Origin of the sequence: Ancylobacter sp. (genome assembly GCF_965279025.1) — a bacterium.
In the GTDB taxonomy this organism is placed as follows: Bacteria; Pseudomonadota; Alphaproteobacteria; order Rhizobiales; family Xanthobacteraceae; genus Ancylobacter.
The window spans coordinates 2,657,021-2,669,378 of record NZ_OZ257132.1; the positions used below are offsets into that span (position 1 = coordinate 2,657,021).

Annotated in this window: 10 protein-coding genes; 9 read left to right on the forward strand and 1 reads right to left on the reverse strand. The window is 67.8% G+C overall.

Annotation, left to right across the window (positions count from 1 at the left end):
* The first annotated feature begins 354 nt into the window (after window positions 1-354).
* Together ACQY76_RS12225 and glyA are read left to right on the forward strand one after the other, a co-directional pair.
* Window positions 355-1,362: a DUF2778 domain-containing protein gene (locus ACQY76_RS12225; protein WP_428029010.1), complete on the forward strand. Its 1,008-nt coding sequence runs from the start codon at window positions 355-357 to the stop codon at window positions 1,360-1,362.
* Window positions 1,363-1,420: 58 nt separating this feature from the next.
* Window positions 1,421-2,683, forward strand: a complete 1,263-nt coding sequence (gene glyA / locus ACQY76_RS12230) for a serine hydroxymethyltransferase (RefSeq protein WP_428029011.1) — start codon at window positions 1,421-1,423, stop codon at window positions 2,681-2,683.
* A gap of 7 nt (window positions 2,684-2,690) precedes the next feature.
* Here the strand turns inward: glyA and ACQY76_RS12235 are convergent, their stop codons facing one another.
* Window positions 2,691-3,671: a LysR family transcriptional regulator gene (locus ACQY76_RS12235; RefSeq protein ID WP_428029012.1), complete on the reverse strand. Its 981-nt coding sequence runs from the start codon at window positions 3,669-3,671 to the stop codon at window positions 2,691-2,693.
* A gap of 182 nt (window positions 3,672-3,853) precedes the next feature.
* Between ACQY76_RS12235 and ACQY76_RS12240 the strand changes: the two genes are divergently transcribed.
* From ACQY76_RS12240 to cbbX, 7 genes are all read left to right on the forward strand, one after another.
* Window positions 3,854-4,879, forward strand: coding sequence for a class 1 fructose-bisphosphatase (locus ACQY76_RS12240; protein ID WP_428029013.1), 1,026 nt, complete (start codon window positions 3,854-3,856; stop codon window positions 4,877-4,879).
* 13 nt (window positions 4,880-4,892) lie between these two features.
* Window positions 4,893-5,768 (forward strand): phosphoribulokinase, encoded by an 876-nt coding sequence (locus ACQY76_RS12245; protein ID WP_428029014.1) that lies wholly within the window; start codon window positions 4,893-4,895, stop codon window positions 5,766-5,768.
* A gap of 14 nt (window positions 5,769-5,782) precedes the next feature.
* The gene (tkt, locus tag ACQY76_RS12250; RefSeq protein ID WP_428029015.1) at window positions 5,783-7,804 is read left to right on the forward strand and encodes a transketolase; all 2,022 of its coding nucleotides are present in this window, start codon (window positions 5,783-5,785) and stop codon (window positions 7,802-7,804) included.
* 16 nt (window positions 7,805-7,820) lie between these two features.
* Complete coding sequence (gene fba / locus ACQY76_RS12255; RefSeq protein ID WP_428029016.1) at window positions 7,821-8,906, forward strand: class II fructose-bisphosphate aldolase; 1,086 nt, start codon at window positions 7,821-7,823, stop codon at window positions 8,904-8,906.
* An 88-nt stretch (window positions 8,907-8,994) separates the two neighbouring features.
* Window positions 8,995-10,464 (forward strand): form I ribulose bisphosphate carboxylase large subunit, encoded by a 1,470-nt coding sequence (locus ACQY76_RS12260; RefSeq protein ID WP_428029017.1) that lies wholly within the window; start codon window positions 8,995-8,997, stop codon window positions 10,462-10,464.
* Window positions 10,465-10,661: 197 nt separating this feature from the next.
* Complete coding sequence (locus tag ACQY76_RS12265) at window positions 10,662-11,081, forward strand: ribulose bisphosphate carboxylase small subunit (RefSeq protein ID WP_428029018.1); 420 nt, start codon at window positions 10,662-10,664, stop codon at window positions 11,079-11,081.
* 239 nt (window positions 11,082-11,320) lie between these two features.
* On the forward strand, window positions 11,321-12,274 hold the full coding sequence (cbbX, locus tag ACQY76_RS12270; RefSeq protein WP_428029019.1) for a CbbX protein: 954 nt from the start codon (window positions 11,321-11,323) through the stop codon (window positions 12,272-12,274).
* Window positions 12,275-12,358: the final 84 nt, after the last annotated feature.

Here is a 12,358-nt window from a genome sequence, read left to right on the forward strand (position 1 = left end):
AGGGAGGGAGGGTCGGCATCTCCGTTTTTAATAGTTCCAAACGATGGGTCGCGCCATCCGCAGGATCCCTCTGCCGCCGCGCCGCCCGCCGTCGCCTGGCCCTGGCGTGCTGGGGCAACCGCCCGGTCCCCCTGCTCATCGGCATGTGCAGATGCGAAGAGTTGGTGCCACGGTCGGGTTGTCGGCGCGGCATTAATGAAATATTACCTAAACTTGACTAGGAACCGATTTGGCTTGGGGGTCATCGGCGATCAATGGCTTGGGCGCCGGTGCCGTGTGCAACCGAAGGCTGACGCCAGACGTGGACGACCGTGAGGCCGTGTGCGAAGGTTTGTCATCCGTACAGAGATGCCTATGCGGCTAGTTGGCTCGTTCCTCATCGGCTCGGCAGGTTTCGTCAGCGTGGCGGTCGCCGTCGCGTGGATTTCCAATACCCCCATTCCGACACCCGCCGATGCCGCCCGCGTCGACCCGCAGATGATGCACGCTCCCGCCGCCCCTGACGTGGCCAGCATCGTGGTCGACGAGCCGTCGCCGGCGCCGGTCTACACGGTGATGGACATCCGCAATTTCCGCGCCGCCGGCGTCTTCGCTCCGCCGCACGACTGGCTGTTCGACCCCGACCCGATGGTCGCGCGCCCGGCCGCTGTCGCCGCCGCCCCGGACGCCACCGTGCCGCCGATGGAGACGGTGAGCACCGTTCCGCTGCCGATGGCCAATCCGCTCTTTGCCGGGCGGGTGATGTCCGGCGACGAGCCGGAGGACACGCTGACGCTCGCCCCGCGCCCGCCGCGCAAGCCCGCCTTCGAGGCCGAGGTCGCCGCGCTTCCCCCGCCGATGGAGGAAGACAACGCCGCCGAGCCGGAGGCACCCCCCGCCGCCGCCACCGAGGCGCCGAAGGACGAGCTGCGCTACCCGACGGCCGAGGACAAGTTCGCCATCTACGACATCCGCGCCAAGAAGCTGCATCTGCCGGGCGGCAAGAAGCTGGAAGCGCATTCCGGCTATGGCGACAAGTTCGACGACGTCCGCTACGTCCATGTGAAGATGCTCGGCCCCACCCCGCCGAACCGCTACAAGCTGCGCATGCGCGAGGCGCTGTTCCACGGCACCGAGGCGGTGCGCATGACCCCGGTGGGCGACGGCAAGATGTATGGCCGCAACGGCTTCCTGCTGCACCCCTATCTGCTCGGGCCGCGCGGCGATTCGAATGGCTGCATCTCGCTCGCCGATTACGACGCCTTCCTTGCCGCCTTCAAGAAGGGGCAGGTCGACGAGGTCATCGTGGTGGAATCGATGCCGAAATCCGCTTCGCCGGCCAATCCGCTGCTTTCCTGGCTGACCGGCGGCAAGCGGGACTGATCGGGGCCTGACGGCGGCTCGCCTGCGGCTTTCCTCGCTTCGCTGACGGGGTCTTCTCATGACGACGCTGCACGCCGGCTATTTCACGCAGGGCCTCGACGCCGATCCCGCCCTCGCCGCCGCCATACGCGGCGAGGCGGCGCGCCAGCAGGACGGCATCGAGCTGATCGCCTCTGAGAACATCGTCTCCCGCCTGGTGCTGGAGGCGCAGGGCTCGGTGCTCACCAACAAGACCGTCGAGGGCCCGGCCTATGGCCGCTATTATGGCGGGGCGGAATTCGCCGACGCCATCGAGGCGCTGGCGGTGGAGCGGGCGACGCGCCTGTTCGGCTGCCGCTTCGCCAATGTGCAGCCGCATTCCGGCTCCAACGCCAATGGCGGCGTGTTCCTCGGCCTGCTGAAGCTCGGCGACACCATCCTGTCGATGAACACGGCGGCGGGCGGCCATATCAGCCACGGCCATCCCGCGACGCTGACCGGGCGCGACTACCGCATCGTCTCCTATGGCGTGAACCGCGAGAGCGAGTGCATCGATCTCGACGAGGTGCGGGCCATCGCGCTCGACCACGAGGCGCAGCTCATCATTGCCGGCGGCTCGGCCTATCCGCGCGCCATCGACTTCGCCGCCCTGCGCGCCATCGCCGACGAGGCGGGGGCGCTGCTGATGGTCGACATGGCCCATGTCGCCGGGCTGGTGGCGACCGGGCTTTACCCCAACCCCTTCCCGCACGCCCATGTGGTGACGACGACCACCTACAAATCGCTGCGCGGCGCGCGTGGCGGGCTGGTGCTGTGGAACGACGAGGCGCTGAGCGACCGCATCAATTACGGGATCTTCCCCGGCGTGCAGGGCTCGGTGATGATGCACGCGGTCGCCGGCAAGGCGGCGTGCCTGGGCGAGGCGCTGCGGCCGGAATTCCGCGCCTATAACGCGGCGGTGCTGGCCAATGCCCGCGCCATGGCCGCCGCGCTGGCGGCCGAGGGCGTGCGCATCGTGTCCGGCGGCACCGATTGCGGGCTGATGCTGGCCGACCTGACGGCGCTGGACGTGACCGGCGACGTCGCCGCCAAGGCGTTGGAACAGGCGGGGCTGGCGGTGAACAAGAATCTCATCCCCTTCGACCCCCGCCCGCCAGAAGCGCCGTCGGGGCTGCGGCTCTCCTCCAATGCCGGCACCGCCCGGGGCTTCGGCACCGCCGAGTTCGAGACCATTGCCGGCTGGATCGCCCGCCTCGTGCGCACGCCGATGGACCGGGAGATGGTCGCCGCCACGCGCGGCGAGGTTTCCGCGCTCTGCGCCCGCTTCCCCATCTATCGCTGAGGCGGCTTCAGTCCGGCGCGTCGGCGGCCTCGCGCGCTGCCGCTTCCCGGGCGGCGCGTGCCTGGGCGACGCCGGGCAGGTGCAGCGTGTCGGGAAGAAACTCCGGCCCGCGCCGCGCCAGGAATTCGGTGAGTGCCGCCGCCGGGGGCGTCAGCCGCTTGGCGGAGCGCTTCACCACGAACCATTGCCGCACCTCCGGCAGCCCCTCGACATCGAGCACGGCGAGCCGGCCATCCGCCACCTCGGCGGCGATGGTGTGGGCGGAGATGAAGGCGAGGCCGAGGCCGGCCATGACTGCCTGCTTGATGGTCTCGTTGGAATCGATCTCCATGCCGATGCGCGGATCGATTCCCGATTGCTGGAAGAACCGCTCCATCAGGCCGCGCGTGCCCGAGCCCGGCTCGCGCGACATGAAGGTGGCATTGGCCAGCGCGGTCGCCGGAATATGCCGGCCGAGCATTGGGTGATCGGAAGGGGCGATCAGCACATGCGGATGGTCGCCGATCAGCGTCTTGTCGACCTCGATGTCGAGCGGCGGCCGGCCCATGATGGCGACATCGATGGCGTCCGAGCGCAGCCCGGCGATGATGCCCTCGCGATTGCCGACCGTGAGCACCACGTCGATGCCGGGATGGGTGCGGGTGAACGCGCCGAGCGCCGCCGGCACGAAGTATTTCGCGGTGGAGACGAGCCCGACCGATACCCGCCCCGAGCGCAGGCCCTTCATGGAATCGAGCGCCGCGCCGCAATCGGCCAGCGCCTGCTCGATCCGGGCGGTGGCGGCAAGGATCTCGCGGCCGGCGGCGCTGGGCTGGAACCGGTCGCCGGCGCGGTCGAGCAGCGGCAGGCCGAGATGCTGTTCGAGTAGCTGCACCTGCATGGTCACTGCCGGCGGGGTGACGTTCAGCTTCTTCGCCGCGCCGGTGACGCTGCCGGTTTCGACGATGGCGGCGACAGCGCGAAGCTGCTTGAGCGTGGCATTACGCATGGAACATTACATTTCAGCTAAATTGAAGTCTTAGGTAAGATTATTCGAATTTCCTTACGCACGCAATTCGTGCAGTCTGCGATCAACAAAAGGCGTCCGCCGCTTCGGGTCCCCACTCGAAGGTCTTACGGAAACGACACGCCAAAGGGCTGAAGCCCACAAAAACATAACTGGGGAACGCCATGACACGCCCGACATTGCAGGACCACCTTGACGGGTGGTCGCAGTCCGACGCCTTGCGTCGCGACGTTGCCAGCGCCGTGCTCGCGCTGGCCGGCGCCGGCTTGAAGATTTCCGAGCTCCTCGCCGCCGGGCCTCTGGCCGGCTCTCTCGCCACCGTGCGCGGCTACCATGCCGATGGCGACAGCCAGAAGGAACTCGACCTGATTGCCGACGATCTGGTGCGTGCGGCGCTGGCCGGCACGCCGGTCGCCCTGTTCGGCTCCGAGGAAGCCGACGAGGCGGCGTTGCTCGATGCCGCCGGCACGCTCGCCGTCGCGGTCGACCCGCTGGACGGCTCGTCCAACATCGACAGCAATGCGACGGTCGGCACCATCTTCTCCATCCTGCCCTATGTCGGCGCGGATTCGCTGCTGCAGCCGGGTCGCGCCCAGCTTGCCGCCGGCTTCCTGCTCTACGGGCCGCAGACCGGGCTGGTGCTCACGGTTGGCGCGGGCACCCAGATCTTCATCCTCGACCGCGCAACCGGCGCCTTCCTGCTCGCCGAGGAGCGGGCGCTGGTGCTGCCGGAAACGGTCGAATACGCCATCAACGCCTCGAACCTGCGGCATTGGGATGTCGCCATCCGTTGCTATGTCGAGGATTGCCAGGCCGGCGCCGACGGGCCGCGGGCGAAGGATTTCAACACGCGCTGGGTCGCTTCCATGGTGGCGGACGTGTTCCGCATCCTGGTGCGCGGCGGGGTGTATCTCTATCCCGGCGATGCGCGCCGGGGCTATGGGCAGGGCCGGCTGCGGCTGGTCTACGAGGCCAACCCGGTCGCCTTCCTGATGGAGCAGGCGCAGGGCTCGGCCACCGATGGCCGGCTGCCCATTCTCGACATCACGCCAGAGCACCTGCACCAGCGCGTGCCGCTGGTGTTCGGCTCGCGCGCCGAGGTCGAGCGCATCGCCCGCTATCACCGCGACGCCGCCGCCATGCCGGAGCGCTCGCCCCTGTTCGCCCGTCGCGGCCTGCTGCGCGCCTGACGGAGAGGGACCCATGTCGATCCATCACCCGATCATCTCCGTCACCGGCTCGTCCGGCGCCGGCACCACCTCGGTGCGGCGCATCTTCGAGCAGATCTTCCGCCGCGAGGATGTCGCCGCCGCCTATATCGAGGGCGACGCCTATCACCGCTACGACCGCGCCGAGATGAAGCGCGTCATGTCCGAGGAGGCCTCGCGCGGCAACCACCATTACAGCCATTTCGGGCCGGATTCGAACCTGTTCGAGGAACTGGAGGAGACCTTCCGCTCCTATTCCCACACCGGCACCGGCAAGTACCGCCACTATGTGCATGACGAGAAGGAAGCCGCCGAATATGGCGGGCCGCCGGGCACCTTCACCGAGTGGGAGCCGATACCCACCCCCACCGACCTCTTGTTCTACGAGGGACTGCACGGCGCGGTGGCGAGCGGCAATATCGACGTCGCCCGCTATGCCGACCTGAAGATCGGCGTCGTGCCGGTGATCAACCTCGAATGGATCCAGAAGATCCACCGCGACCGTTCGCATCGCGGCTATTCCACCGAGGCGGTGACCGACACCATCCTGCGCCGCATGCCGGACTACGTGAACTACATCTGCCCGCAGTTCACCCATACCGACATCAACTTCCAGCGCGTCCCGACGGTGGACACCTCCAACCCGTTCATCGCCCGCTGGATCCCGACGGCGGACGAATCCATCGTCGTCATCCGCTTCAAGAGCCCGCGCGGCATCGATTTTCCCTACCTGCTCTCGATGATCGAGGGCTCCTGGATGAGCCGCGCCAATTCCATCGTGATCCCGGGCGGCAAGCTCGATATCGCGATGCAGCTCATCCTGACGCCGATGATCCTCAACCTTGTCGAGAAGAAGCGGCGCGCCGCGTGAACCGGGAGGACAGCATGTTGACCAGCCATTCGACGGCCCTGCGTCCTCACCAGGACGTCGCCGACCTCCCGCATGACGACATGGCCAACGCCCTGCGCGCGCTCGCCATGGACGCGGTGGAACAGGCCAAGTCCGGCCATCCCGGCATGCCCATGGGCATGGCGGACGTCGCCACCGCTTTGTTCAGCCGGTTCATGAAGATCGATCCCAGCCGTCCGGACTGGGCCGACCGCGACCGCTTCGTGCTATCCGCCGGCCATGGCTCGATGCTGCTCTACGCGATCAACCATCTGCTCGGCTATGCCGATATGGGCACCGACCAGCTCAGGAGCTTCCGCCAGCTCGGCGCCATCACCGCCGGCCACCCCGAGCACGGCCACACGCTCGGCGTCGAGACCACCACCGGCCCGCTGGGGCAGGGGCTCACCACGGCGGTCGGCATGGCGCTGGCCGAGCGCATGCTCAATGCCCGCTTCGGCGACGAGCTGGTCGACCACCACACCTATGTCATCGCCGGCGATGGCTGCCTGATGGAGGGCATCAGCCACGAGGCCATCGACCTCGCCGGGCACCTGAAGCTCTCCAAGCTGGTCGTGCTGTGGGACGACAACGGCATCTCGATCGACGGCAAGACCTCGCTCTCCACCTCCACCGACCAGCTCGCCCGCTTTGCGGCCTCGGGCTGGAAGGCGATGCGGGTCGACGGCCACGCCCCCTACGCGTTGATCGACGCCCTCACTGAAGCCCGCACCAGCGACCGGCCGGTGCTGATCGCCTGCCGCACCACCATCGGCTTTGGCGCCCCGACCAAGGCGGGCACGGAAGCCGTGCACGGCGCCCCGCTCGGCGCCACCGAGATCGAGGGCGCGCGCCAGGCGCTCGGCTGGAGCTACCCGCCCTTCGAGGTGCCGGACAGCGTGCGGACGGCGTGGGCCGCCATCGCCGAGCGCGGCGCCAAGGCGCGCGAGGCTTGGGAAAAGCGGCTTTCCGCCTCCGGTCGGCGCGCCGATTTCGAGGCGGCGATGGAGGGCGACCTTCCCGCCGATTTCGACGAGAAGCTCGATGCCTACAAGCGCGAGCTGTCGTTGACCGCGCCGAAGGTTGCGACCCGCAAGGCTTCGGAAATGGCGCTCGGCGTCATCAACCGGGCGACTGATCTGACGGTGGGCGGCTCGGCCGACCTCACCCACTCCAACCTTACCCTCACCAAGGGCATGGTCTCGGTCACTCCCGGCAATTATGGCGGCCGCTACCTGCATTACGGCATCCGCGAACATGCCATGGCGGCGGTCATGAACGGTCTCGCGCTGCATCGCGGCTCGATCCCCTATGGCGGCACCTTCATGGTGTTCTCGGACTATGCTCGGGGCGCCATGCGGCTCTCGGCACTGATGGGCCAGCGCGTCGTCTATGTGCTGACGCATGATTCCATCGGCCTCGGCGAGGATGGGCCGACCCACCAGCCGGTGGAGCACCTCGCCATGCTGCGGGCGACGCCGAACCTCTATGTCTTCCGCCCCGCCGACGCGGTGGAGACGCTGGAAGCCTGGCAGCTCGCGCTCCATGCGGAAGGCACGCCCTCGGTGCTGGCGCTGTCGCGGCAGAACCTGCCGACCTTCCGCACCGAGCACTCGGAAGAGAACCTGGTGGGCTATGGCGCCTATGTCGCCCGCAAGCCCAAGCGCCGGCGCGACGTGACGCTGCTGGCCACCGGCTCGGAGGTCGAGATCGCCTTCAAGGGGGCGAATCTGCTGGCGGAACGCGGGGTGGATGCCGCCGTCGTCTCCATGCCGTGCTGGGAGCTGTTCGAGCGCCAGAGCCACGAATACCGCCGCGCCGTGCTGGGCACCGCCCCGCGCGTCGCCATCGAGGCCGCCGCCCGGCTGGGCTGGGACCGCTGGATCGGCGAGCGCGGGCGCTTTGTCGGCATGGAGGGCTTCGGCGCCTCCGGCCCGGCGCCCGATCTCTACCGGCACTTCAACATCACCCCGGAGGCGGTGGTCGACGCGACCTGCGACCTCCTGACCTGCGCCTGAGCCAGAGGAAGAGCCAATGGCCCGCATCACCCTTCGACAGCTTCTCGACCACGCCGCCGAGCATAGTTACGGCGTGCCGGCCTTCAACATCAACAATATGGAGCAGGGCATCGCGATCATGGAGGCGGCGCAGGCCGTCGACGCCCCGGTCATCATGCAGGCCAGCCGCGGCGCCCGCTCCTATGCCGGCGATATCATGCTCTCGCGGATGATCGACGCGCTGACCGAGATGTATCCGGCAATCCCGATCTGCATGCATCAGGACCACGGGAACAACGAGGCGACCTGCCTCTCCGCCATCCAGCACGGCTTCACCTCGGTGATGATGGACGGCTCGCTGCGCGAGGACGCCAAGACCCCGGCGGATTACGAGTACAACGTCGCCATCACCCGCCGCGTGGTCGATGCCGCCCATTGGGTCGGCGCCTCGGTGGAAGGTGAGCTCGGCGTGCTCGGCTCGCTGGAGAGCGGGGCGGGCGAGCAGGAAGACGGCCACGGCGCCGAGGGCGTGCTGAGCCACGACCAGCTGCTCACCGACCCCGACCAGGCGGAGGATTTCGTCGCCCGTACCAAGGTCGATGCGCTCGCCATCGCCATGGGCACCTCGCACGGGGCCTACAAATTCTCGCGCCAGCCGGATGGCGACATCCTCGCCATGAACATCATCGAGGAAATCCACCGCCGGCTTCCCAATGTGCACCTGGTCATGCACGGCTCCTCCTCGGTGCCGCAGGCGCTGCAGGACCTGTTCAACGCGTCGGGCGGCGAGATGCCCCAGACCTGGGGCGTGCCGGTGGAGGAGATCGTGCGCGGCATCCGCCACGGCGTGCGTAAGGTCAATATCGATACCGATTGCCGCCTCGCCATGACCGCGCAGTTCCGCAAGGTCGGGGAGGGCAACAAATCCGAATTCGACCCGCGCAAATTCCTCAAACCGGCCATGGACGCGATGCGCGACCTCTGCCGGGAGCGCTTCGAGCAGTTCGGCACGGCCGGCCATGCCGCGCAGATCAAGGTGCTGCCGCTGGCCGCCATGGCCAAGCGCTACGCCTCCGGCGGCCTCGATCCGGTGATCGGCGGCGCCCGGGTGGCGGCGGAATGAACCTCTCCCCGCCACGGGGAGCCTTCCAACGAGATTTTCAGGCGCGCGCTGCAACGCCGCGCCGGCGAAACGCACAGGGAGAAGATCGATGAACGCGATCGACAAGACCAAGCCCACCGAGGAGAAGCGCAGCCGCTACAGCGCCGGCGTGATGGAATACCGCAAGATGGGCTACTGGCAGCCCGACTATGTGCCGAAGGACACCGACCTCATCGCGCTGTTCCGCATCACCCCGCAGGATGGCGTCGACGAGATCGAGGCCTCGGCGGCGGTGGCCGGCGAAAGCTCGACCGCGACCTGGACCGTGGTGTGGACCGACCGCCTGACCGCCTGCGACAAGTACCGTGCCAAGTGCTACCGGGTCGACCCGGTGCCGAATGCGCCCGGCTCCTGGTTCGCCTACATCGCCTATGATCTCGACCTGTTCGAGCCCGGCTCGATCGCCAACCTCTCGGCCTCGATCATCGGCAACGTGTTCGGCTTCAAGCCGCTGAAGGCGCTGCGCCTCGAGGACATGCGCCTGCCGGTCGCCTATGTGAAGACCTTCGACGGCCCGGCCACCGGCATCGTGGTGGAGCGCGAGCGGCTCGACAAGTTCGGCCGCCCGCTGCTCGGCGCCACGGTGAAGCCGAAGCTCGGCCTGTCCGGCCGCAATTATGGCCGCGTGGTCTATGAGGCGCTGAAGGGCGGGCTCGACTTCACCAAGGACGACGAGAACATCAACTCGCAGCCCTTCATGCACTGGCGCGACCGCTTCCTCTACTGCATGGAGGCGGTGAACAAGGCGCAGGCCGGCACCGGCGAGATCAAGGGGACCTATCTCAACGTCACCGGCGCCACCATGGAAGACATGTATGAGCGCGCCGAGTTCGCCAAGCAGCTCGGCTCCTCGATCGTCATGATCGACCTGATCATCGGTTACACCGCGATCCAGTCCATGGCGAAGTGGGCGCGGCGCAACGACATGATCCTGCACCTCCACCGTGCCGGCCACTCCACCTATACGCGGCAGAAGTCGCATGGCGTGTCGTTCCGCGTCATCACCAAGTGGATGCGCCTCGCCGGCGTCGACCACATCCATGCCGGCACGGTGGTGGGCAAGCTGGAGGGCGACCCCCACACCACCAAGGGCTATTACGACCTCTGCCGCGAGGATTTCGTGCCGCAGAACCTCGCCCACGGCATCTTCTTCGACCAGGACTGGGCGTCGACCCGCAAGCTGATGCCGGTGGCTTCCGGCGGCATCCATGCCGGCCAGATGCACCAGCTCATCGACCTGCTCGGCGAGGACGTGGTGCTGCAGTTCGGCGGCGGCACCATCGGCCATCCCATGGGCATCCAGGCCGGCGCGCAGGCCAACCGCGTGGCGCTGGAAGCGATGATCCTCGCACGCAACGAGGGCCGCGACCTGCTCGGCGAGGGGCCGGAAATCCTGAAGGAGGCCGCGCGCCACTGCATGCCGCTGAAGCAGGCGCTGGAGACGTGGAAGGACGTGACCTTCAACTACACCTCCACCGACACGCCCGACTTCGTGCCGCAGGCCACCGCGGCGGAGTGATCGTTCCGTGTCCCGGACGCCGGAAGCGTGAGCGGAAGGCGAGCCGGGACCCAGCAAAAGAACCGGCCGAAGGCACAACAGCTTTCTGCCGCCAGCCTTCGCCGCGAGCCTTTGCCGCTTCGCGAATTTTTCCTGGGCCCCGGATCGGCACGGCGCTGCGCGCCGCTTGTCCGGGGCACGCAAAAGAGGACACCACCATGCGCCTGACCCAGGGAGCCTTCTCCTTCCTGCCGGACCTCACGGACCAGCAGATCACCAAGCAGGTCCAGTACTGCATCGACAAGGGCTGGGCGGTGAACATCGAGTTCACCGACGACCCGCACCCGCGCAACACCTATTGGGAGCTGTGGGGCCACCCGATGTTCGACGTGCCGGACGCCGCCGGCGTGATGTTCGAGCTGAACGAATGCCGCAAGGCCTATAAGGGCCGGCATTACATCCGCCTCAGCGCCTTCGACGCCACCCACACGTGGGAATCGCTGCGCCTCTCTTTCCTCACTGACCGCCCCACCGACGAGCCCGGCTTCGTGCTGGAACGCCAGGAGATCGAGGGCCGGTCGATCCGCTACACGACGCGCGCCTATGCGGCCAACCGCCCCGAGGGCGCGCGCTACTGATCCGTCGGTCTCCCACTACTCCCCCGACGGAAAATCGCGGCCGACCGGTTTCCTCCCCGGCCGCGAGGGACCGGTGCCGGAATGCCGCGCCCGGCATCGGTCCCCTTTTTCTTTGCCTCAGCTCGTCATCCCGGCCGAAGCGCAGCGCAGAGCCGGGATCGCGATCGAGCGTCCTGCGCGCTATCCCGGCGAGCGGCCGCGCCGCTTCCGGGATGACGAGAATTCCAATGGAGGCTCCCATGGACGCCGTGATCGACGATTCCGCTCTCGCCACCGAGGCCACGCCCAAGGTGCCCGATTCCATCGACCTGCGCGCCGAATTCGCCGCCAGCGGACTGGCCGAGGTGTTCGACCAGCTCGACCGCGAGCTGGTGGGGCTGGTGCCCGTGAAGCGCCGGCTGCGCGAGATCGGCGCGCTGCTGCTGGTCGACACCGCCCGCCGGCGCTTCGGCCTGGAGGCGACGAGCCCGACGCTGCATATGAGCTTCACCGGCAACCCCGGCACCGGCAAGACCACGGTGGCGCTGCGGATGGCCGAGATTCTCAGGAAGCTCGGCTATGTCCGCAAGGGCCACCTCGTCACCGTGACGCGCGACGATCTGGTGGGCCAGTATATCGGCCACACCGCGCCCAAGACCAAGGAGATCCTCAAGAAGGCGATGGGCGGCGTGCTGTTCATCGACGAGGCCTACTACCTCTACCGCCCGGAAAACGAGCGCGACTATGGGCAGGAGGCGATCGAGATCCTGCTGCAGGTGATGGAGAACCAGCGCGACGACCTCGTCGTCATCCTCGCCGGCTATTCCGACCGCATGGAGCGGTTCTTCACCGCCAATCCCGGCTTCCGCTCGCGTGTCGCCCATCATGTCGACTTTCCCGACTATTCGGCGGGCGAGCTCGACGCCATCGGCGCGCGCATCCTCGACACCATGAACTACCGCATGAGCCGCGAGGCGGAAGAGGCGTTCAAGCGCTATATTGAGCTGCGCATGCTGCAGCCGCATTTCGCCAATGGCCGCTCCATCCGCAACGCGCTCGACCGCGCCCGGCTGCGCCAGGCCAACCGGCTGTTCAACGCCGACCGGCCGGTTACGGCGGACGATCTGGTGACCATCACCGCCGAGGATATCCTCGCCAGCCGGGTGTTCTCCGGCGGCATCGACAGCTACCCGCCGCTGCGCCCCGCCCCTTGAGGCTCGTCATCCCGGACGGCCGCAGGGCGATCCGGGATCGCTTCACACTTTATGACGATCCCGGCTCTCGCTACGCCCGGCCGG